We start from the raw sequence: 24,486 nt of genomic DNA on the forward strand, positions 1-24,486 counted from the left end.
CACTAAATCGCTAATTCAAAATTAATTTATGCTTTTAGTTTAAATCCATCAGGATAATCCCTTTGGATGTATTGGTTAACATCTTCAAAGTTGGTCACTTTCATAGCTTTGTTATCCCATAGCAATTTTACCTGGCCACCTTTAAGGTCATGACCGCGCACTGCAAGGTTAGCCATTAACAAGGCTTCGGTAAGCGGACCAGCTTTATCAAATGATGAGCTTAGTTCTGTTTTACCATATCCGGCCAAACAGCCTTCAACCCATTGTGCATAGTGGCCTTCGGCACCGCCTGGTACACGTTTCCATTTCTGAGGCGCGTTGGCGCTTGCAGTTAACGATTTTGGTAACAAAGTTGCCGCGTCTGAATAAGTGCTGGCATACATTTTACCTTTTGTACCGATAAATAATGTACCATTACCTTCTTCGCCGCCAAATTTCTCATTAGCTTCTAATTCAACAGGTCTTTCTGGCATAATACCGCCATCCATCCAGTGCATGGTAACATCGCCTTTTGTTTTCTCGGTTTTAGGGAAAGTTAAGGTGATGTGGCTTGATGGAGGACAGCTCTCAGGGAAATGACCTTGTTTAAACTCATCAACATACACACTGCCTACACTGGCCTGTACGTCTTTTACATATTGTAAACCCAATACACGGAACGGAGCTTCAACCAGGTGACAGCCCATGTCGCCCAAAGCACCGGTTCCGTAATCCCACCATCCACGCCAGTTAAATGGCACCAGTTTATCTACGTAATCTTTTTTAGGCGCTGTACCCAACCACAGGTTCCAATCCAGTTCTTTTGGGATCTCTTTTGCAGGCTGAGGCCAGGCAATACCCTGAGGCCATACCGGACGGTTTGTCCAGCAGTAAATGGTGTGCACATCACCAATCAGATCGGCATCATACCATTCCGACATCAGGCGGGTACCATCATTTGATGATCCCTGGTTACCCATTTGCGTAACTACTTTATATTTTTTTGCCGCTTCGGTTAATAAACGGGCTTCCCAGATATCGTGGGTTAATGGTTTTTGAACGTATACGTGTTTGCCCAGCTGCATAGCATGATAGGCAATTAAAGCATGGTTATGGTCTGGTGTCGAAACTGATACCGCGTCAAAATGTTTTGACTCTTTATCATACATCTCGCGCCAGTCTTTATAATATTTGGCTTTAGGAAATTTAGCACGTGAATTTGCCGACCTTCTATCGTCTACATCGCATAGAAAAGCGATCTCGGCTTTTCCACTTTTGTAGAAATTGGCAATATCGCTCTGACCCTTACCGCCCGCGCCTACACCGGCAATAAGCAGTTTGTCGCTGGGTGCTATAAAACCCTTGCCGCCCAGCACAAAACGCGGAACGATCATGAAACTTGCCGCGGCTAATGTACCTTTTTTAAGAAAATCCCGTCTGGAGGCGTCGGGAGTACTTTTGTCCTGTTCTTCAGTCATTGGTTTGTATATTTTGGATATCCGGTTAATTTAGATCTCGTTTTTCTTCAAGGCATCAACCGCGTAGTTAGCTGCACGGGCGGTCATGGCCATATAAGTAAGTGACGGATTTTGGCAGGCTGCCGATGTCATGAAAGAACCATCGGTAACAAATACGTTTTTGGCATCCCAAACCTGGTTCCACTTGTTTAATACGGATGTTTTTGGATCATGGCCCATACGAGCGGTGCCCATTTCATGGATACCACGGCCTAAATATGGGTTTTTGCTGCTTGTTTGTACATTTTTAATACCTGCCGCTTCTAGCATGGCCTTTCCTTCGCTTTCCATCGCAATACGCATCTTTTTCTCATTGTCTTTCAGCTCTGCGTCAATGGCAATGACCGGAAGTCCCCATTTATCTTTCTTGGTTTTATCAATGAACACTTTATTGTCATGATAAGGCAATGTTTCGCCAAAGCCGCCCATACCTACTGACCATGAACCAGGCTCGGTAAGCGCGTCTTTAAAGGCGCCGCCTATACTCAATTCGGCAATATCGCGGCTCCATCCTTCGCGGCTTGCACCACCCTGGTAACCAAAACCACGTATAAAATCGCGTTTATCGTTACCCAGATTGGCAAAGCGCGGAATGTAAAACCCATTTGCCCGGCGCCCGAAATAGTATTTATCCTCATAGCCTTCTACATGTCCCCATGCATTAACATTTAAGTGGTGATCCATCAGGTTATGACCCAATTCGCCGCTGCTGCTTCCCAAGCCACCTTCCCAAACATCATTTGCTGAATTCATCAGGATCCAGGCAGAATTGATAGTAGAAGCGTTCAGGAATACCACTTTGGCAAAGTATTCATAGGTTTGGTTAGTTTCGGCATCCAGTACCTCTACACCTTTGGCTTTTTTGGTATCCTTATCGTACAAGATCTTGGTAACGATTGACCACGGGCGAACGGTTAAGTTACCGGTAGCCATAGCCGCAGGTAAAGTAGCCGATTGTGTGCTGAAGTAAGCCCCGAACGGACAACCCAACCAGCATTTATTACGATACTGGCAATTAGTACGATTATTATGTGGCACAGTGATATTGGCTGTACGGCCAATGATCATAGCCCTTTCTTCTTTATAGTATTCTTTTAATCTTTTGGCAACATCTTTTTCAACAACGTTCAATTCCATCGGCGGCATAAAATCTCCATCAGGTAAAATGGCCAAACCATCCCTGTTGCCTGATATACCTGCAAATTTCTCAGCATAGCTGTACCACGGAGCGATATCCTTATAACGGATAGGCCAGTCCACAGCAATACCATCTTTCAGGTTGGCTTCAAAATCAGTATCGCCCCAGCGGTATGATTGCCTGCCCCACATCAATGAACGACCACCTACGTGATAACCACGGAACCAGTCAAATCTTTTTACTTCCGTGTACGGACTGTCTTTATCACTTGCCCAATAATCCAGATTGGTTTCGTTTAAGGGGTAATCGCGTTTTAATACCGGGTAATCATCGATCATTTTTTGTGTACGCCCGCCACGATGCGGGAATTCCCACGGCGCTTTGTTAGCGTTCACATAATCCTTAATGTGCTCGATGTTACGACCACGCTCCAGCATAATGGTTTTTAAACCCTTTTCTGTTAGTTCCTTGGCAGCCCACCCGCCTGAAATTCCTGAGCCAATGACTATAGCGTCATAAGTGTTTGCAGACATATTTATTCGGTTAAATGAATTTGTTTAGTACTTGGTTATCCCGCTAAATGTATGAATAAAAATTATTTTACAAATATTACATTGTGTTTTTTTTACACACTGAAATCTGTCGTTGGTTTATAACAATTAAGCTGTTTAGCTTTGGTATATGGGAACTCATGCTCCCATTGCTCTAAGTAACCATCACCTAATTGCATTACCTATTTATATACTAAAAATTTAAAATAAAACCATCTTTAAAAAACACAAACTATTATATATCAATAAGTTTCTAAAAACATCAACCCGAAAAGTATAAATACAATTTAGGTTACATCATTACTTATATATTACCTTTTTTCATTTCACTAACTGCATAGTCTGCCGAGCAGGCGGTAAAGGCCATGTAAGTTAAAGATGGGTTTTGGCATGAGGTTGATGTCATGCTGGCTCCATCGGTTACAAACACATTATTAACCGCGTGCATCTGGTTCCATTTATTCAATACCGATGTTTTAGGATCGTTGCCCATGCGTGCGCCGCCCATTTCATGAATATCCAAACCCGGCGCACGATTGTCGCTTTCGGCTTTAATATTGGTAAAACCGGCACTGGTGAACATTTCGGTTAACTGCTCAATATAATCCTTCTTCATTTTGGCGTCGTTATCGTCATAATCCATGGATATTTTCAATAGCGGCACACCCCATTCGTCTTTTAATTTATCGTCAAGTTTCACATAGCTAGCTTCTTTAGGTATGGTTTCGCCCATCATGTGCGATCCTACATGCCATGGACTCAGCTCACCCTTCGCCAGGTTGTCTTTAAAGTCGCTGCCTACACCATCCCAGTTTTGTTGCTTCCATCTGTACGCGCTGAAACCAGAAGCATAACCGCGTAAAAAGTCGGTTTCCTGCTTATGCAGGTTCCTGAACCGGGGGATATAACCGCCGCCTGCCGGGTTACGACCGTCGGTAGTCCACTCCAGCATGCCATCATATTGCGCGCTGATATGTGCCGAATAATTGTGGAAAGCCACATATTTACCCAGTACGCCACTATCATTACCCAAACCATTTGGGAAACGATGCGATGTAGAGTTAAGCAACACCAGGTTAGTGTTCATAGCCGCCGCATTCACAAATATGATCTTAGCGTAATATTCAATCGTTTCTTTGGTATTGGCATCCACCACACGAACGCCGGTAGCTTTACCTTTTTTATCATCATAGATGATAGATTCCACCACCGAATGCGGTCTTAAGGTTAGATTGCCCGATTTTAATGCCCAGGGAATGGTTGAAGCATTGGCGCTGAAGTATCCGCCGAAGGGGCAACCGCGCTGACAAAGAATACGTTCCTGGCATTGTGCCCGGCCCTGATCCAGATGAATCTGGTTGGGTTTTGACAGATGCGCACAACGGGCGCTGATCACATGGCGGCCATATTTACTTTTAACGTGTTTACTAAAATACTGCTCTACGCTGTTAAGCGGAAAAGCGGGTAAAAACTCACCGTCGGGTAGTTCGGCCAGGCCATCTTTATTGCCTGATATACCCGCGAATTTTTCTACATAACTATACCACGGCGCGATATCCTGGTAACGGATGGGCCAGTCGACCGCGAAACCATCGCGGGCTGGGCCTTCAAAGTCAAAATCGCTCCAGCGTTGGGTTTGGCGAGCCCAAAGTAATGATTTACCCCCTACCTGGTATCCACGGATCCAGTCGAAAGGTTTGTCCTGTATATAAGGGTGTTCTTTATCTTTTACAAAAAAGTGGGCGGCATCTTCATGAAAGGCATAGCAACGGTTTACGATGGGATTGGCTTCCTGAACAGCCATAGGCATTTCGCCGCGGTGTTCAAACTCCCAGGGATACATATTGGTTGTAGGATAATCCTTAATGTGCTTTACGTCGCGGCCACGCTCCAGCATCAGGGTTTTAAGCCCTTTCCCGGTAAGCTCCTTAGCAGCCCAGCCTCCACTCATTCCCGAACCTATTACGATAGCATCAAAAGTGCGATCTTTAATACTATCTGTATTTAAATTAGCCATGTTTATGCTGTTTGCTTTTGCTTAACCGGGTAAAACGCGTTGTACCTGCCGGGTACCAATTCATATACCACTTGTTTGGTCATAAAGTATTTTGAAGTGGTGTACCCATTCACCGTTTGCCCTTTTACCGCGCCATAAAAAGTTTTTAATTCGGCAGAATAGGTACTGCTTTTAGGGTCCTTATCCTTTTCAATATTCAACAGTATCTGCTCGCGTTGCTTTACAGTACAATCGCTAAATGAGTTACTATAACGTTTTCGGACATAGTCATTAAATTGGCCTATACCGGTCATAAAAGCCTGTTGATCTTTTTTGGTGGCGCAATCATCAACCATTTTCAACACAAATAAATGCAACTGCAGGTCCTTAGCTCCAGGTGTGCTGGTTTTGGGGATGATGGTTTCGGCCATATCACCTATCAGCTTTTCCTGGTCGGCACTGATGTTCAAATTGGTCAGTTTGACAGATGCTTTACCATTTTCATGTACACATGACGGTAATAAAGCAGCGCCCCCAATAATTAAAGCTAAATTCTTTATAGCTATACGCCTGTGCATATGGTAAATGGTTTTAGCAGCTCTTAGTTAAGCTACCTGTACTTTAAAACGCGTACAGGCGTATGGGCTTAATAAATGAACCTTGGTTTATAAAACGATTTTCAAACTTAATAATTTTAACCACTAAAAAGAGTCGGTTTGGAAATTTATTGTATGGTGAAATTACCTTAATAATATTAATAACCCCATTTTTTCATGATTTGTAAATCAATTTTTACACAATCAACCGGATCTTTTCCCTGGTAGGCTTCCTGCTCAATGATAAACAGAACCGTACCACCTTTTTTGCTCGCTGCTCTTACAATTTCTTTAACCGGCAGTACACCCTGGCCCAATACAGTGCTTTCGGTATCATCACCATCAGCACGAGGAGCTACTTTGATCTCATCTTTTACGTGTAATGATTCAAAACGACCCGGGTATTTATTGATAAAATCAAGCGCTACCCCACCGGTACTGAACATATTGCCAATATCCATTTGCTGGGCAACTAAAGCCGGATCGGTGTTTTGAATAATAAAATCATACAGGGTGATATCTCCTACTTTGGTACTGATTTCAAAGTTGTGGTTATGGTACCCAAATTTCATAGATGATTTTTGACACAGTTCCCCGCATTTGTTAAACTGCTCCATAAAGCGTTTCAGCTTGTCGGTATCATGACGCAGGCTTTCATCCAACCACGGACTGATCACGTAACGCTGGCCAACAGTAGCAGCATCCTCCACGGTGTATTTCCAGGCATCGGTAAAATCGTTTTTGGCGGTATCCCAATGTTCGGCTGTCATTACAGTATGGCCGCTTGGCATTTTTATTTCCAGATCGGTTATTATTTTTTTAAACTCCTTTGCAGTATAACCATAAAATTTACGGTCGACATAATTGGCATGCTCTACATGGTGATAACCTGCATCGGCCAGTTTTTTTAGCGTTCCTTTCGGATCAACTTTCATGGCATCGCGCACGCTGTACAACTGTACACCCACACGCTGCAGGTGCTTTTCTGAGGCCAGTAAATGATCCGGTAATAAAGCCGCGCCCGCTAAGGCTACTGCGCTCGTTTTTAAAAATGATCTGCGGGAGGTTTGCATTGATATGATGTATTAAGGTTATAATTTGGAATCTTAGAATCAAGAGTTAAGAATCAAGAGACAAGATAGCTACATATTTCAAAAAAGAATCAAGATATTAGAATCAAGAGACAAGATAGCTACATATTAGGTTATTTTGTTTCATTTAATTCAATTTATCACTTTGATTTAATTAAGGTGATTTTCGCATATTTTTTCACCTTCAATTTTTTTGATTTCTTTCCTGATTCTTGACTCTTATCTCTTGACTCTTTTTCACTGCATTTCTTTCCTGATTCTTGACTCTTATCTCTTGACTCTTTTCACTGCGAGTTGCTCACAAACGCGATGTGCTTACTATCCGGCGACCATGAGGGGGTATTGATGGTACCCTGCCCGCCATACAAATAGGCCACCACTTTGGATGGACCACCACCAACCGGCATTACCCGGATGAACACGTGTTTATAAAAAGGGTGATCGCCGGGTTCCACTTCGTTTTTGAGGAAGGTGATATAGCAGATCCATTTACCATCGGGTGATACATGCGGAAACCAGTTGTTGTAGTCATCACTGGTGATCTGCGTTTGTTCGCTGCCATCGGCTTTCATACGCCAAACCTGCATCAGTCCGCTGCGTACGGAGTTAAAATAAATGTATTTACCATCGGGTGTATATTCCGGGCCATCATCCAAACCGGAGCTCGTGGTTAACCTTACTTCTTTTCCCCCGCCCGAAGGGATCCGGTATACATCAAATTCTTTATTGCGTTCGCCGCAAAATACAATGTACTTACCATCCGGCGACCAGCCGTGCATATAACTCGCGCCCACACCTACAGCGGATACTCTTTTGGCCTTACCACCGGTAACAGGTACAGTATAACCAATTGACGGACCGCCATCGTTGCTACTGATAGCCAGCATTTTGCCATCGAATGATAGCACATGGTCATTATTATTATTTTTGGCCGGGGTAGTGTTCAACACAGCCGGTTTCCCGGTTTTAAGGTTGAATTTATATAAAGACCCCTCGCTGTTATAAATAAGCGATTGCCCATCGTGCATCCAGTTGGGTGCCTGTAATGATTTGGGCGATTGGTAAATAACAGTACTGTTTTGCGTTGCCAGATCAAGCAATTCAATACTGCTGCCCAGGTATTGTTTATACGGAACCAGCGTTGGCGGGGCCGGTACTACGATGCGCACATTATTAAAGGTGGCTTTTTCGGTTACATTGGCATTGTGTGAACAGATAAATATACCTACATAAACCTCATCGCCCAGGTCAAGATCGCTTACTTCTTCGGTCACAAACATATCGCCTTTGCGGGCTACAGACATGGTGTAGGTATTGCCCTTCCGCTCCAATTGGATCACATTGGCAGCGGTAAGGCTTGATTTTTTCTCTTCGGTAATACCACCTACCGTTTTGCGGTATTGCAATGATGTTAAACCATCGCCATGAACAACCGCGTTAATATGTTTGGAATTGGAATCAAGTGTGCTGCGAATCATTAAACCAACTTTACGGTGCTCCTCTACCCCTTTACCTATAAAAGCGGCATTGGTGCGCAATATAAAATCGCCTTTCATGCGCTTCCACACAAAATGAAAGGCATCGCTGGTGGCCCATATATTAGCTCCGGAACCTTCCAGGTGGTATTGCTGTAATTTAGGGTCGTATTGTAAACTGCCTTTATGTTTTACAATACCTACATCACTTTGATCATCAAATATCCCAGTGGACGAAGCCTGGGCAATTGCTTTTTGGTTAAGAAGAATAATAAAACAGAGCAGACAGAAAAACAGGCTATGTATTTTGCTACGCATGGGTTTGGGTGTTTATATTACACTATATAATTGGCCTCACTAAGTTATAAAATCCGATTGTAAATAGTATAGTACTATTTTAACCGTATCATATATTTTACTTACCTGTCTTTATTCCTTATGCGTGTGTTTTTAACAAAAAATGGAGTGATAGCTTAGCTATCACTCCATTTTAATTTTATTTAGTATTGGTTAATTATTATTCAACCACGAGCAAGGTTTTAGCTGTTTGCGGGTATTGGGCAATTGGCCCAACAACCGGTTTCACGGTGCAATACTCCAGCAGAAATTGTTTCTTAGAATCGCGGTAGGAACTCACTGCTCCTATCAAACTTAAAAATTTAATGTAACACCAGGCCAGATCAAGCTGATGCGATTTAAAACCAGAGCGGGCGCTGTTTGGGAACAAATGATGATTATTATGCCATTCGCCGGCCACATAGCCCGGCCACAGCTGATTGATGGACATATCCTCGCGGTTATAATCGGTTCCTTCACGACGTTTATCCTCGCCTTTACCATGACCTTCATAATTAAAGGTACGCACGCCAACGGCCCAGATACCGGCCGAACCAAAAACGGCACAAGCCAATGGCATACCACCCATCAGGTAAAATGCAGCAAACCAGAAGCCCCAGTTTAATATAATGCCTACAACAGTACGGTATGGATTAGCAATGGTTCCCCATTTTTGGTATTGTTTATAGGTATTGGGTGTAACGCCTACATGATTCATGAGCTTAACACATTTTTTATAGCAAGCCTCATCCATATTGCGGGCAATAGGCTGGTGATTTACATCGGCCAGGAAGCAGTACATAAAGCCGCCTTGTGCATTATAAGGATCGCCGGGTTGGTCTGAAAGCGCGTGATGCACATGGTGCGATACCGCGTAGATCTCTTCAGGAATGATCTTCAATGTAAGGTTCTGGGTAAAAAAGCGCCAGAATTTATTTGTGAAGGTATAAGCGCTATGCGTACAATACCGGTGATGCCAGATAGTACCATGCGTACCCATGATGATCATGCTGTACACAAATGCCACTATTAAACCAACAATACTGAAATATTTAAATATAAACAGACCTAAAAATGGCACCAAAGCCAGTACCAAAAACCAGCTTAAAAACGACAGCCAGTTCTTTTTGTCTTTAAATACATTGAGTCTTAAAAAAAATTCTTTTACAATTTTGCCGTTAGAGGGTTTCGCGAGGTCACCGTTTTCATCCGTCCAGCCGTACGAAGGCGGTTCAAGTACCGTGTTTAAAAAAGCCATTAAGTTCGTGGGTTAATAGTAAATAGTTTTAAAGGGGATAATTAGTCGGTCACAATGTAGCGATATAATATCACCGAATTGTCATCTTCTAAAGATATATTATGTTGTGCCCAATCCCTGCTAAAACTTAAACCCTTTTCGGAATATTCCTTTGAGTTGTAAGTGGGATAGACAATTGGTAGGAGTAGTATGGGTGTATATTGATTAGTGACGGTTAAGTCCTTCCATTTGATGCAGGTTAATTCGTGAAGAGCGAAGGGTATTATATTTAATACCTATAGTTTAAACTCCAAAGTAGATACTTTATTTCATCCAATGTCAAATAAATGTCAGAAAGTTACCGCTGATGTTTTTGATTACGTTGATCCCGCTGATTTTTGGCTGAACCATAATTTTTTCAGATTAAAGGATTCTCTGGATTTCAATCACTTAACATAATATCCTTTTGCCTTTTGCCTTACTCCCCTGCTACCAGGCAGCGTTCGCCCAGGAGCATGGCTATGCAATGTTCGTAATTATCGGGCATCTGAATCTGCTCTACTTCTTGCATATAGCTTTGTTTGATCTCCTTGCGCCTGCGCGATTCAATAAAACGCCTCACCTGTTCGCGGTTTTCCAATATCAGTCCGGGTACTTTTACCGGCTTATTGTTGTCGTCCTTGGCTACCATGGTAAAGTAACTGGTATTGGTGTGCATCACAGAGTTGTTCTTGATATTTTCCGATATCACCCGGATACCTACCACCAACGAAGTTTTGCCCACATAGTTAACCGATGCCATGAGCGATACCAGTTCGCCAACTTCCACCGGTTGTAAAAAATCAACCGTATCAATTGATGCCGTTACGCAATAATTACCGGCATGTTTGGCGGCGCATACATAGGCCACCTTATCCATCAGCGACAGTAAAATACCCCCATGAATCTTTCCTCCGAAGTTGGAGTAGGAAGGTATCATCAATTCGGTGATAGTAGTTTGCGAAAAGCTTACCGTTTTGTAATCGGCTTGATCGGTCAGGGCTGTCATGCGTTATCAGTTTTGTTATAAGTTCGTTACAAGTTTAAGCATCAAAATGCCAATTTCTGCAACAATAGTATTACACACGTTTAATATATTAAACTTAATCAAATCTTTATGGTCAATAAAGCACTTTTAAACCTGAACTATGACCAAACACCTACTACTCATCCTCATTTGCTCTCTGTTTATAACACGAACCCTTGCACAGCAAAGCCGTAAGGTAAGCGGCACCGTTATAGACAGTGTTGGTGCAGTACCCGGTGTTAATGTAAAGTTGATATCAGATAAAGATAGTCTCACGGCTGCTACCGGCCCTGGAGGTGCATTCAGCTTTCCGGCGGTTAGTTCAAAAAACTTTAAAATAACGATAAGCGGCATTGGCTATCAAACCCTCATACGCCGCTATGTGATGGATAATGATACCAAACCCATCAAACTCGATCCGATAAAAGTTCAGGTACAAACCAACTTTTTGAAAACGGTACACGTGGTGGCCGAAGCTAACCCCATCACCATTAAAGAAGATACAGTAGAATACAAGGCAAGCGCCTACAAAGTACGCGAAGGCTCGCCGGTGGAGGATCTGCTTAAAAAACTGCCTGGTGTAAGTGTTGATAAGGATGGCAATGTAACGACCCACGGCAAACAGGTAAGTAAAGTGCGGGTTAACGGAAAAGATTATTTTACCGGTGATGTGCAAACCGCCACCCAAAACCTCCCGGCCGATATTGTGGAGAATATACAGGTGATTGATGATTATGGCGACCAGGCCAACCTTACCGGCATCAAAACCGGCGACCCCGACAAGATCCTGAACATTACCATACAAAAAGGTAAAAGCCGGGGCAACTTTGGCCAGGGTAGCGTGGGTGTTGGGAATGATGACCGGTACCAGGCGCGCCTGTCGGCCAATACATTCTTGGATGCCCGGCAGATAGCTTTGATCGGTACGCTTAATAACACCAATACCAACTCGTTTAACATCGGTAGCGCAGGCGGTGGTGGCGGCAGGGCCGGTCGTGGCGGAGGTGGTGGCAGCGGGGGCTCGCAGATCAGTACCGCTAATGGCATTACCACCAACCGCTCAATAGGTGCCAATTACCGCGATGATTGGGGTAAAAAGATAACCGTTTACGGCAGTTATAGCTTTGCCGATAAAGACAAGGATCAGAATAGCGCTACCGTTCAGCAAAACCTCTTTCAATCAGGCACACTCATCAATAATGATAATAGCGACGACAGGAACCGCGGCATAAACCATCGTTTTGATTTTAATATGGAGTACAAGATCGATACTTCTAATTATCTCAAGGTAAATCCCAGTTTTTCATATGGCATCTCCAATACCATCAGTACCGACACTTTCAGCAATACCCGTAACGGCACCCTGGTTACAGGTAACGAATTGGCATTAACCGATGCCACCTCAAAAAGCGGGGGCATCAATGTATTATACAATCATAAGTTTCATAAAAAGGGTCGCAATTTTAGCGTTAGCGCCGGCCTAAGCTTGTCTGAAAGCGATCAGGCATTAAATGATCAATACACTACCCGGCAGGACACCATTGTAACCCCGCTTTTTCAGCAAATCAACAGCAATAACAACTCGCGGCGGGCAAACGTACATTTATCATACATTGAACCTATCGGCAAAACAACTTACCTGGAAGCTAATTATGGTTACAGTTATTCCAACACCGATAATAACCGGTATAACTACCGGGTTGATCCTATAACAGGAAGTCAAACCTTTGTCGATTCATTGAGCACCATTTACAATTACCAGTTTATCACCAATCGTTTCGGTTTAAATATCCGAGGGATAGGCGCCAAGTATAATTATACCATTGGCATGGCCGTGCAGCCATCAACACTGGAGGGCGAATCACACAACTTCCGCACTACTACCAATACCTTTAATGTAATACCAACGGCCAGGTTCATCTATAATTTTTCGCGTAATCATTCCTTCACCATCAATTACAGTGGCTCTAATAGTCAGCCTTCGTTTACACAATTACAGATCCAGCCCGATTATTCAAACCCGCAGAACCGGGTGTATGGTAACCCCGATCTTAAACCATCATTTACCAATAGCTTAAACCTGCGTTATAATCAGTTTGATATCGCCAGCGGTAATTCGTTGTTCACCAACCTGTCGTTTTCAGAAACCCAGAATGCCATAGTAACCAACACCTCACCTGTTTCAACCGCAACAGGATCAACGGGTAACGACGCTAACCAACGCAACAACACCATACAGGAAACCCGCTACATGAACACCAATGGTCTTTATAACGTGAACGGTAATTATTCTTTCTCCAAACCATTTGCCGAGCGCAAGTTTACCGTATCATTAAACGGCAGTGCGGGTTACAGCAACAACGTATCCTTCATCGAAGATCAGCGCAACCTGGGCAAAAACTGGGTATGGAACCAGGGCTTAAAACTTAGGGTGGATATAGATAGCATTATGGACAGCGAATTAAGTGCTAACTACAGCGTTAACACCACCCGCTACAGCCTGCCATCATCCCTAAACACAGATGCCAGTACCTGGACGCTGGGACTGGATGGTCGCAATTATTTCTTTTACGCCTGGGTATTGGGTTATAACTTAACACAAACCATCAACCACGGCTTCAGCAGCACGGTAAAGGCTAACCCTACCCTGCTGAGTAGTTACATAGAATACCAGTTTCTGGCCAAACACATCGCCTCTTTACGTTTCCAGGCCTTCGACTTGTTCAACGAAAACAAGGGCGTAAGCCGTACCGTATCCGGCAACCAGATCATCGATACACGTACTAATAGGCTGGGCCGATATTTTATGCTTTCCTTCACCCTGCGTTTGCAAAAGTTTAAAGGAAGCCGGCCTTCGGGCGGTGGTGGTCGCAGGAATGGTGGCGGTGGTGGTGGACGCAGAGGCGGCCTGGGTTAATTTAAGGAGCGGCGTTTTGACATTACGTAAAACCTGTTTTATATTTACCAAAATTGAATTGTGTTGAAAATTATAACCTTATTTATCGCCCTGCTTTTTTATTTAAACACTGGTTTTGCCCAGGAAACCGTAATACGTAAACATCGCCTTACCGATCAGATAACCGAACGGATATCGGTACTCAAGAGCGATAAAAGTACCCGGCAGGGCCTGTACCAGGCTGTAACCGAAAAAAACATAGCCGTGGCGAGCGGCAGCTTTAATCAGGATAAAAAAACAGGTGTCTGGCATTTTTATGATCCGCAGGGTCGCTTGCTTCAAAATTACGACTATACCCAAAAGACTTTACTATTTGAAGCTGTTGAAGATACCACCTCAAACCTGCGGTATTTTGTAGATAAAGCATTAACCGATTCTGACCGTACCGCCAAACCCGTTAAAGCCGGTGGCCGGTATTTTGGTTACATCCCCTACCTCAAAGTATTTAAATTACCCGAGGCCCTCATGAGTATCAGCCGCACCGCATCCTATGCCGTTATTGAATTATTGGTAAGCCCGGGTGGCCGCCTGGCCGATTTTAAGGTGCATATATTTAGCGGACTGACTTATCATAAAGTATTTAACATGAGCACCGATATGCCCAACGAAGAAGATAAAATATTTATACCCGCCACCGTAAACGGCGATCCTATAGGTTGCCGCATCATGATGAGGTGCTGGATAGATAATGAGGGAGGATTGGAGATTAATTAGTGATTTAGTCCGAACCAGGATTAAGCCGATTAAAGGATTACCGGGATTTTTTGTTATTGCGAATGACCGCGGATATCTGCAACCTAAAAAAGTTTTGTCATCCTGAGGAACGAAGGATCTTCTTCAATATGCTTGTCTCACAATAGATGCTTCAACCGTTCAGCATGACATACCCCCCTCATGTCATTGCGAGGAGGAACGACGAAGCAATCTCCTCGCTCGCGTATAAACAAGCGAGGAGATTGCCACGCTACGCTCGCAATGACATAGTTTTTATAAATGTACATTAGTGTAACATATCATTTCACCTTCAGAGGCCCGGATTTTAAAACTCAGCGTGACAAAAGTAGTTGTATAACATAAAGGTTTTCCTCCCCCGTCAGCAGATAAGCTTCGGGCGAAAGCGGGCAGAACGATGGTGGCCGGTGCGGTGGCAAGGGCATAGCAAGTTTTTGCTGAAGCGAAGGGAAATGAGCGAACGAAGTTGGGCAAAATAATTGCAGCCCGTGGTTCTGCCTGGTTTGCGGGGTAAAGGCTATGTGCGGCAAAGAAGCATTTCTGCTGAAGCCTTTTTGGTTACTTTTGTGGCGACAAAAGTGACTGGCCCTCCCGCGGCCAAGAGCGGGTATACGCTTGGCTAAACGGCTCTGTATAGCATGCGATTGCCGCGCTACGCAATGACATATTTAAACTAAAAACGCCGGGCATGAAGTCCGGCGTTTTTATTATCTATTTTATATCAATAAAATTAGTGAGCGTGGTGACCATCCGGGCCATGTGCATGGCCGTGTGATAATTCTTCTGGCGTAGCCGGGCGTACATTCAAGATGCTGCCTTTAAAATGCAGTTCCTGACCAGCCATAGGGTGGTTCAGATCAACAATAACAGCGTCCTCAGCAACAGATACTACCTGTGCCTGGAAGCGGTTGCCATTGTTATCCTGTAAAGGCAAAATGCTGCCGATCTCAGGAATTTCCTGACCCTGGAACATTTCTTTAGGCAGATTGGCTACAGCTTCTTCATCATATTCGCCATAAGCATCCGCTGCCGAAAGCCTGAATTCATAAGTATCGCCGGTTGACAGCGTGCTTAAGTTTTCTTCAAATTTGGGCAGCATCTGGCCGGCACCAAATAAAAAGGTTAATGGTTGTTCTTGTGTGGCGCTTTCGGTTAAAACTTCTGCTCCATCCTGGTCAACATACAAATCGTAAGTTAATGACACTACGTGCTGTGGTTCAATCTTCATTGTAAAGTATTTTTTAAATAAGCAATCAGGCCTCTAATTGTTTTAAAGCATCGGCCGTGTTATTGGCAGGTAATCCGCAGGTTTTATCTTTACAAATAAAAATTTGTGTTGATTGACCAAACTTATCCTGCAACAAAGGTAAACTTCCTTTTTTACCACCCAAGATTATTTTGTTGGGGATGTAATTATTTTCTATTTCCCTTCGCACAGTTTCGGTTTCGTTGCCTGTTATCGCTATCTCATAAATACCAAACACTTCGTCCAGTAATAATAAGGTCCAGTTAGAATAAGCTGTACCATATTTAGCCAGTTGCGGCATGATATTGCGTAACAGCTGCGCCGAAACCGCTGCATAGCCTTCGTTATCAAAAAGCAAGCCTAACTTTTTCAGGTTAAGCGCCATGGCCGAATTACTGGCCGGCGTTACCCCATCCATGATCTCGGATTTGCGGGCTATCAGCTGTTCGTCATCATCAGCAGTATAAAAAAAGATGCCGTTCACTTCATCGTAATAATGTTCGATAGCCGTATCAGTCAGTTTTTTGGCCTGTTGCAGCCAGTCTTCATCAAAAGTAACTTCGTACAGGGCGATGAGACCATCAATAATATTGGCGTAATCATCCAAAAAAGCTACCGGAGTTTCGCCTGTCTTATTGGCACTATAAACTCTTGAGATCCTGCTATTTTGACTTACCTGGTTATTCAGGATAAACCCGGCATTCTGCAGTGCCAGTTCCAGGTATTTTGGATTATTAAAGGCACGGTAAGCTGTACACAGGCCTTTTAACATCAACCCGTTCCAGGAAGCCAGTATTTTATTATCCAGACCTGGCCTGATGCGATGCCGGCGAACTTCAAATACACGCTTTTTGGATGCTTTGATCTCCGATAGCAGATCATCAACCCCTAAACCTAATTGTTCTGCCAGTTCCTCATCGCTTTCGCGGCGGAATAATACGTTGGAATGCTCCTCTTCCCAGTTGCCATCATCAGTAATATGGTAGTAAATACAGAACAGTTCGGCGGCATCTTCGCCCAAGATCTCTTCGATTTCCTTTTTGGTAAAGATGTAGAACTTGCCCTCCACCCCTTCGCTGTCGGCATCCAGTGCCGAATAGAAACCAAGCTCAGGCGAAGCCAGTTCCCGGGTCGAGAACGTAATGATCTCCTCCACCACCTGTTCATAAAGCGGATCGGGGTTCCAGGTATAAGCTTCGGAGTACAAGCTGATGAGCTGCGCGTTATCATACAGCATTTTTTCGAAATGGGGTACATGCCAGCGGCCATCAACCGAGTACCGGGCAAAGCCGCCACCTATATGGTCATAAATACCGCCAAAGGCCATTTTATGCAGGGTGAGTTTTACCTGGGCAGCTATCGCGTCATCCTTCATGAGGTGGGCATAGCGCATCAGCAGCAGCCAGTTGTTAGGCATCGGGAATTTGGGCGCATTGCCGGTGCCGCCTTCGTACTGGTCAAAATATCGTTTCCAGTTATCGCTGATCACTTCCAGATCGGCTTTGGTATATTCCGGTTGCTCCCCTACAAACTGAACCGATTCATAGTTTTGGATACCTTCGGTAAGGCGTACAGCATATTCTTCAGCCTCTTCGGGTTTTTGTTTATAAAAATCGGCCAGGTTAAAAAGCAGAGAAGTCCAATCATTCTTGCGGAAATAAGTACCCCCATAAATAGGTCGTTGATCGGGCAAGCAGATACAATTCAGAGGCCAGCCTCCCCTGCCGCTCATCAGTTGCACGGCGCTCATATAAATCTGGTCGACATCGGGGCGTTCTTCCCGGTCGACTTTGATGCACACAAAAAATTCGTTCATTACAGCAGCCACGGCTTCGTCCTCAAAGCTTTCATGCTCCATCACGTGGCACCAGTGGCAGGCCGAGTAACCGATGCTCACCAGGATCAGTTTGTTCTCGGCTTTGGCTTTATCCAGAGCCTCTTTGCCCCAGGGATACCAGTTAACCGGGTTGTTGGCGTGTTGTAATAAATATGGGGATGACGAATTAGCCAGGCGATTCATAGCAGATGTATTATTTGATAGCAAAGATGCGGATATTAAATGTACCCGTAAACCATCAATAGTAACTTCAAAGTATATATCCCGTATAAAAGCACAATAATTATTCTTTTTATTACAAAAAGTAGGTATTTCAAAATTATTGAGACATTTTACGTGCGGCACATATTTTCACAAATCACTATCCTGTAATAATTTATATTTATTGACCCTTTTTAATAACTATTGACATAAATCGACAAAACAACACGTTTGTAATGACTTCTAATACCCCTAACCTAAGTAACCATGCGGTTTGCAGTTCAACAGCCTGCCCATCTGTTATTGCAAAACCTCATCCTTTAAATACCGGTACTTTTGATCAAATCAAAGATTTTTTTAGCAAAATTCTCAACACCAATGATTGGCCCCCGCGCTGGCATTGCGGAAACTGGACCGATTTTCATGGCTGGTTGTACATCATATCTGATGCAAGTATCTGGGCAGCTTATTTTGCCATCCCTTTTTTATTGATCCGTCTTATTGTCAAAAGAAAGGACATCCCTTTTAATAAAGTATTCTGGTTATTCATCGTATTTATACTCTTATGTGGTTTAACGCACTTAATAGATGTTATTATATTCTGGTGGCCAGCTTACCGTTTAAGTGCTTTGATTCGGTTTATAACCGCTATTGTATCCATATTTACGGTATATGCTCTTTATAAGATCCTTCCGCTGGTGTTTACATTAAGAACTGTTACGGAACTGGAGGCCGAGATCGACAAAAGACGTGTTATAGAAGAAAAATTAGCGGCGAGCGAGTTTTTATTATCAGAAGCAAGCAGAATAGGTCGGGTAGGTGGCTGGGAACTGGATGTTATTCAGAATAAAATAACCTGGTCAAAAACGGTATTTGATATTTATGGCCTCCCCTATGACTTTGCCGTAGATGAAAATGGTATGATGAATTATTTTCTGGAACCATACAGGCAGATGTTAGTAGATGCCTTGACCAGGGCCCATGCCGAAGGTGTTAAATGGGATGTAGAGCTATTGATGATAAACGCTAAAAAAAACACACTATGGGTAAGGTCAATAGGCGAACCTTTGTATGACGAAAAAGGAGTATTAGTAAAACTGAGGGGTGTTTTTATCGATATTGACCAGTATAAATCCACCGAAATGGCGCTTCATAAATCTATTGGATTAATTACCCAAAGCAATCAGCAACTTAAAAACTTCACACATATTTTATCGCACAACATCAGAAATCATGCAAATAACATATCCTTGGTGACATCCCTGGTTAACACAGAAACCATGGATCCTGAAAATGCGGAACTTTTTGGGAAATTAGATAACGTATCAAAATCACTAAACGCAACGCTGGATGATTTATCTGAGGCTATCAAAGTAAAAGAAAGCACGATCAAATCAGAAATTATCAATTTTAATACGCTCATCAAAAAAGTATTAGGCGTTATTGCTTTGGAATTAACAACCAGTAATACCGAAGTTGAATTGCATTTAGAAGTTAGTCATGTCAATTTTCCACCAATCTATCTGGAAAGCATCCTTTTAAATCTGATCTCCAATGCCATCAAATACAAAATGGTTAATAAACAGCCGCACATTATTTTAAAAACATATAAGAATGAGCAAAATGAAACGGTGTTGGAGTGCCGGGATAATGGCCAGGGAATAGATCTTGATTTACATGGAAAAAAAATATTCGGTCTTTATAAAACCTTTCACCAACAAAAAGATGCCCATGGGGTTGGTTTATTTTTAGTCAAAACTCAGATAGAATCGCAGGGAGGCAGGATAGAAGTGATGAGTTCGCCCGGAAATGGCGCTGCGTTTAAATTAATCTTCAATGAAAGTTCAATAAATCTTAATTAATACAGTGGCTTTAATGTAAAGTTTTTTCTCCGCGGGTCATTGCGAGGTACGAAGCAATCCCCGATTAGTAGATCACTCTGTATAGCATAGAGATTGCTTCGTACCTCGCAATGACGCGTTTCTTATTTAAACCGTAACAATACCATTACCCACTCATAAAATTCGCTTATACGCAATCGGTTAAGTATTCAAATTACCAAGTTCACAAATTATTTCCCTTTATTTGCGGCTTTATTATTAAAAATTCAAATGCGCTATTTTAAACTGATCGACTTTTTATGCGCCATGGGCTTATTAGCCGGTGCAATACCCGTGGCAGCGCAAACTGCCGATACCTCTAAATATAATCACCAGGATGTATTTGGCCCTATTACCTGGCCGGTTACCAGCGGTGGCACCCGTTCTGCCAGTGGACAGCCAGCTGCCAATTACTGGCAAAACCGTGCCGATTACCAGATTAAAGCTACATTAAACGAAGGTCGCGATACTACCATTACCGGCGAAGTGACCATTACCTATACTAATAACAGTACCGATAAACTGGATTACCTGTGGCTGCAATTGGATCAGAACCTTTTCCGCCCCGACTCACGCGGCGCGGCAACTACGCCCGTATCCGGTGATCGTTTTGATGTTCGCGGATTTAGCCGCGGCGGGTATCATATCGGTTCGGTAAGCGTGACTTACAAAGGAGAAACCTATGCTGTAACCCCAGTTATCACCGACGCGCGCATGCAGCTGCGCCTGAATACCCCATTGGATGGTAAAGGCGAAAAAATACAGGTAAAGATCAACTATGATTTTGCTATTCCTTTTTATGGCGCCGACCGTATGGGTCGTAAAAAATTCAAACAAGGTTATGTATATGAGATTGCACAATGGTACCCGCGTATGTGCGTATATGATGATGTAGAAGGCTGGAATACCCTGCCCTACATGGGCCTGGGCGAGTTTTACTGCGAGTATGGCGACTTTGATTATTACATCACCGCTCCTGCCAACATGATCGTAGTAGGCTCCGGCGATCTGCAAAACCCGGAAGAAGTGCTTAGTGCTGCCCAGCTTAGCCGATTGGCCAAAGCCAAAACCAGCGATAAAACAGAAATGATTATTAAACCGGGCGAAGTAGGCAAAGCTTCTACCCGTCCGTTCAAAGGCAGCTTAACCTGGCACTATAAAATGGAAAACACCCGCGATATTGCCTGGGGCGCTTCCAACGCCTTTATATGGGATGCCGCGCAGGTTAATTTCCCTTCGGGTCGCAAAGGTATCGCTATGTCTGCCTATCCGGTTGAAAGCGCTGGTAATGATGCCTGGGGCCGCTCAACAGAATACTTAAAAAACAGTATGGAGATCTATTCCAAAGCTTATTTTGAATACCCATGGAACTCGGCCGTTAATGTATCGGGCGTGGCTTTGGGTATGGAGTATCCTGGCGCTATATTTTGCCTGAGCAACTTTAAAAAAGGTCAGCTTTGGGGCGATGTTACGCATGAGATCGGCCACAACTGGTTTCCGATGATTGTGGGTTCAAACGAGCGCAAATACATGTGGATGGACGAAGGTTTTAACACTTTTATTAATGAATATGCCAGTCAGCAGTTTAACAACGGCGAGTATGCCGATCCATCAAAACAAGCACAGAACATACTGGCCTCCTACCGCAACAGCAAAGATCCTTTAATGACCGCCCCCGAGGCCATCGGTTTAAATGATTATGGTCAGTACTATAATAAAACCGCTTTAGGTTTGGATATATTACGTAACGTAGTGCTTGGGCCCGAGCGTTTTGATTATGCTTTCCGCGAGTATATTAAGCACTGGGCGTTTAAACACCCGCTGCCATATGACCTTTTCCGCGCCATGAATGATGCCAGCGGCGAAGATCTGAACTGGTTCTGGAAACCATGGTTCTTTACCACCTGGAAACTTGACCAGGCTGTTACTTCGGTTAAATATGTACAGGACGACGCTGCTAAAGGCGCCATGATCACGCTATCCAATAAAGAAAAAATGGCCATGCCTGTTGATTTGAAGATTACCCAGGCTAACGGTAAAACCGAAACACTTCACCTACCGGTAAACATCTGGCAGCGCGGCGGTGTGTGGACCTTTAAATATCCATCCACATCGGCCATTAAATCTATCGTGATCGATCCGGAGCATGAATTGCCGGATGTTGACCTGAGAAATAACAAGTACGAGGAAAATTAGTGAGTTTGAGTTTGACAATTTTTAAAAAGCGATGGGTGTTTTACCTATCGCTTTTTTTATATTAGGACTTTAGTAATACTGTGCCGCGAATGCCTTTCAAATTAAATATATCAACCGAATCCTTATCATGGAACGAAAAACATTAACTACAAGCTCTCTGTATACGATTAGTTGGTTTGGTAATACCATAGTTGATTGGGGCGCGGCAGGAACACATTATTTTATGGACGGTCAGGTAAAGCAGCTTCATAAGTATCATCTCACACTCAACTTCGATGGTTCAATTAATTCAGTCGATGGCAAGTATGCTTTCATCTATCAAAAACTGGGCACAAAAGGGCTTTTACTAAAAGAGGGAGAATTGCTGAGAGAAATTAACCGTAGCTACTACTGTGCTAATGTATATGAATATCCGGCAGCTTTTGTTACGGTAAACAATATCACCTATTTGATTCATTGCCCCATAAGCTATTGTCAGCTTGATTTTGAAAATGTGGAAACCGGCGAAATTGTCACCAACATACCGCAAAGAAATGCCGGCGACGAGTTTTATTCAAGACTGGAAATAAGCAGCGACAGTAAATTCTTAATGAGTAAAGGCTGGCATTGGCATCCTGTAGATGTTGTGTATGTTTTTGACATAAATGAATGCCTGAGAAATCCTTTAATGCTCGACCACTCAGTTTTAAGTCCGGATGCGGATACAGAAATCTGTACGGCCAGTTTTATCGATAATACCAGGGTCCTTGTCGGCACATCGGGTGAGGTTTTTAACGATGAGGCTGATATTTCTCTTAACAATTTCCCACCAAAACATATAGCTATCTGGTACCTGGAAACCAACCTGATCTCCAAACCCGTTAAGGTAAACGGCGAGTTTGGCAACCTGTTTGCGATTGATGAAGACCAGGCATGGGATATGTATTTATTTCCCAAGATCATCAATATCCATACCGGCGAAATAATTGATAAAGATGAAACGCTTGACAGCGGAAAACAAAACTCCGCTATAACCGGTCAGAATGAACAATTGCCGCAAATCGTATTCAACCGGCAAACCAAACAAATAGCTATAAGCGGGCATGGAAAAATAGAGATACTTACGCCTTAGAGTTATTAAGATAATAATCTTAAAAGTGGTGTCATGCTGAGCGCCGACGAAGCATGGTGGGTGAGCCTCTACGCTCTACCCTTCGACGGGGCCCAGGGTGACACCTCCCTTTGAATATTATTGTATTACCTCTTCTTAATTAAAATCTACATGCCCAAAATTAGATCTGATGGTGATTGTTTTATCTGGGTTGCCTTTACCTAACTGACCTGTATAATTTCGTTGAGGTTCGGAACCCGGTGTTTTACCCGACATACTGGTGTGGGCCTTATCGTAATTAAATAAGCCATAATAGGTGGTGATATCAAAGTTGGCGTTTTCGTTGTTATCGATACCTACTTTTACCCCGGAGTAAGACGCGGTGATATCCAGCATTTTCAGGTTTTTATCCAGACCAGCTATCTGGAGTTTACCGCAATATTTAACCTTAATATTTGCGGAAGTGTGTAGGGTGCCTATTTTAACCGGACCATAGCTGATATCGGCATTCAATTTATCGCCGTCTGTTATATTAAGGCTGCCATAGGCTATTTGTAAACTACCACCTGTAAGGCTACCGATAACAACATCGCCGGAGCGGACTTTTATCTCACTCAGCGGATTTGACAGGCTTTTTGCTTCCAAATTGCCATAAAAGCTGTGTATAGTTACCTTTCCCTGCAGATCTGGTAAAGTGGTGTTGCCATATTTATTATTGATGCTCAGCATATTTTTTGCCGGCATGTAAACCACATAATTGATCTCTATTTTTTTGATATGGTTGTTGCCATCCCCTTTCCATAGTTCGGGGCTCAGGCTGCCATTGTCGCCAATTACGGTTTTAAACCATGCCAGTCCCGCCGTTTTGCTATCGTTTATTTGTATAACATCCAGAAACTTGTTGGCGTCGGCATCAACATTGGCGTAAACTTTTATCTGTACCTCTATCTTAAATTCCTTGCGGTCCCAGGTGTTTACAGATACCTCGCCAAAGCTGTTTTCTATTTTTAACTCATCATTGCTGGCTGCCGGGTAAACCTTGCTATAGGTTTTAACTTTTTCTTTCACCTCGCCGTTCTCCACTTTATTTTTCAGATCGGTGTCGGAGTATTCAGCTTCAAACGGGCTCGGTACAGCTTTCGTAATTAGGGGAACAAAAGCCGTATCCACGCGGGTGTTGTCATTATCAGACGGTGCTTGCGCGTTTGCCGCATTTATTCCGAATACTACGGCAATGAGGCATAATAAAATGAGCTTAGGTTTCATGTTGTCGGTCATTTAATTTTTTTATAGTGATACTTTTCTGCTTTAAATGACAAACAATTTTCCGGCGCGTTGCACAACAAAAAATAATCATAAACGCTGC

16 protein-coding genes are annotated in these 24,486 nt (G+C 43.3%); 5 read left to right on the top strand and 11 right to left on the bottom strand.

What is annotated here, in order from left to right; all coding sequences use genetic code 11:
- Positions 1-26 precede the first annotated feature (26 nt).
- The 8 genes from BLR84_RS13255 to BLR84_RS13290 all read right to left on the bottom strand — a co-directional run bounded on the left by BLR84_RS13255 (position 27) and on the right by BLR84_RS13290 (position 10,964).
- Positions 27-1,457 carry a Gfo/Idh/MocA family protein gene (locus BLR84_RS13255; RefSeq protein ID WP_090468637.1) on the bottom strand — a complete coding sequence of 477 codons (1,431 nt, stop codon included), beginning with the start codon at positions 1,455-1,457 and terminating at the stop codon, positions 27-29.
- Positions 1,458-1,487: 30 nt separating this feature from the next.
- Entirely contained in the window at positions 1,488-3,167 is a 1,680-nt protein-coding gene (locus tag BLR84_RS13260) for a GMC oxidoreductase (RefSeq protein ID WP_090468639.1), read from the bottom strand.
- A gap of 322 nt (positions 3,168-3,489) precedes the next feature.
- Positions 3,490-5,202 carry a GMC oxidoreductase gene (locus BLR84_RS13265; RefSeq protein WP_090468641.1) on the bottom strand — a complete coding sequence of 571 codons (1,713 nt, stop codon included), beginning with the start codon at positions 5,200-5,202 and terminating at the stop codon, positions 3,490-3,492.
- Between the two features lie 2 nt (positions 5,203-5,204).
- A complete protein-coding gene (locus BLR84_RS13270) occupies positions 5,205-5,759 on the bottom strand; it encodes a gluconate 2-dehydrogenase subunit 3 family protein (RefSeq protein WP_090468642.1) in 555 nt (184 codons plus the stop codon).
- A 176-nt stretch (positions 5,760-5,935) separates the two neighbouring features.
- Positions 5,936-6,850, bottom strand: a complete 915-nt coding sequence (locus tag BLR84_RS13275) for a sugar phosphate isomerase/epimerase family protein (RefSeq protein ID WP_090468644.1) — start codon at positions 6,848-6,850, stop codon at positions 5,936-5,938.
- A gap of 302 nt (positions 6,851-7,152) precedes the next feature.
- Positions 7,153-8,661 (bottom strand): TolB family protein, encoded by a 1,509-nt coding sequence (locus BLR84_RS13280; RefSeq protein ID WP_090468645.1) that lies wholly within the window; start codon positions 8,659-8,661, stop codon positions 7,153-7,155.
- A gap of 199 nt (positions 8,662-8,860) precedes the next feature.
- The gene (locus BLR84_RS13285; RefSeq protein WP_090468646.1) at positions 8,861-9,937 is read right to left on the bottom strand and encodes a fatty acid desaturase; all 1,077 of its coding nucleotides are present in this window, start codon (positions 9,935-9,937) and stop codon (positions 8,861-8,863) included.
- A gap of 457 nt (positions 9,938-10,394) precedes the next feature.
- Positions 10,395-10,964 (bottom strand): acyl-CoA thioesterase, encoded by a 570-nt coding sequence (locus BLR84_RS13290; RefSeq protein ID WP_090468648.1) that lies wholly within the window; start codon positions 10,962-10,964, stop codon positions 10,395-10,397.
- Between the two features lie 139 nt (positions 10,965-11,103).
- Here BLR84_RS13290 and BLR84_RS13295 point away from each other — a divergent pair, with 139 nt between their 5' ends.
- Both BLR84_RS13295 and BLR84_RS13300 read left to right on the top strand, forming a co-directional pair.
- On the top strand, positions 11,104-13,899 hold the full coding sequence (locus tag BLR84_RS13295; protein WP_090468650.1) for a TonB-dependent receptor: 2,796 nt from the start codon (positions 11,104-11,106) through the stop codon (positions 13,897-13,899).
- A gap of 63 nt (positions 13,900-13,962) precedes the next feature.
- Positions 13,963-14,652, top strand: a complete 690-nt coding sequence (locus tag BLR84_RS13300) for a hypothetical protein (protein ID WP_090468652.1) — start codon at positions 13,963-13,965, stop codon at positions 14,650-14,652.
- A gap of 748 nt (positions 14,653-15,400) precedes the next feature.
- Here BLR84_RS13300 and BLR84_RS13305 read toward each other — a convergent pair.
- Together BLR84_RS13305 and BLR84_RS13310 are read right to left on the bottom strand one after the other, a co-directional pair.
- A complete protein-coding gene (locus BLR84_RS13305) occupies positions 15,401-15,898 on the bottom strand; it encodes an FKBP-type peptidyl-prolyl cis-trans isomerase (RefSeq protein ID WP_090468654.1) in 498 nt (165 codons plus the stop codon).
- Between the two features lie 25 nt (positions 15,899-15,923).
- On the bottom strand, positions 15,924-17,936 hold the full coding sequence (locus tag BLR84_RS13310; protein WP_090468656.1) for a thioredoxin domain-containing protein: 2,013 nt from the start codon (positions 17,934-17,936) through the stop codon (positions 15,924-15,926).
- A gap of 254 nt (positions 17,937-18,190) precedes the next feature.
- Here BLR84_RS13310 and BLR84_RS13315 point away from each other — a divergent pair, with 254 nt between their 5' ends.
- The 3 genes from BLR84_RS13315 (at position 18,191) to BLR84_RS13325 (ending at position 23,141) form a co-directional block, all read left to right on the top strand.
- Positions 18,191-19,816 carry a sensor histidine kinase gene (locus BLR84_RS13315; RefSeq protein WP_090468658.1) on the top strand — a complete coding sequence of 542 codons (1,626 nt, stop codon included), beginning with the start codon at positions 18,191-18,193 and terminating at the stop codon, positions 19,814-19,816.
- A 249-nt stretch (positions 19,817-20,065) separates the two neighbouring features.
- Positions 20,066-22,030, top strand: a complete 1,965-nt coding sequence (locus tag BLR84_RS13320; RefSeq protein WP_218128319.1) for a M1 family metallopeptidase — start codon at positions 20,066-20,068, stop codon at positions 22,028-22,030.
- A gap of 127 nt (positions 22,031-22,157) precedes the next feature.
- Complete coding sequence (locus tag BLR84_RS13325; RefSeq protein WP_090468660.1) at positions 22,158-23,141, top strand: hypothetical protein; 984 nt, start codon at positions 22,158-22,160, stop codon at positions 23,139-23,141.
- 135 nt (positions 23,142-23,276) lie between these two features.
- Here the strand turns inward: BLR84_RS13325 and BLR84_RS13330 are convergent, their stop codons facing one another.
- On the bottom strand, positions 23,277-24,386 hold the full coding sequence (locus tag BLR84_RS13330; protein ID WP_143013899.1) for a DUF4097 family beta strand repeat-containing protein: 1,110 nt from the start codon (positions 24,384-24,386) through the stop codon (positions 23,277-23,279).
- Positions 24,387-24,486: the final 100 nt, after the last annotated feature.

The sequence above is a fragment of the Mucilaginibacter sp. OK268 genome, assembly GCF_900103125.1.
Classification (GTDB): domain Bacteria; phylum Bacteroidota; class Bacteroidia; order Sphingobacteriales; family Sphingobacteriaceae; genus Mucilaginibacter.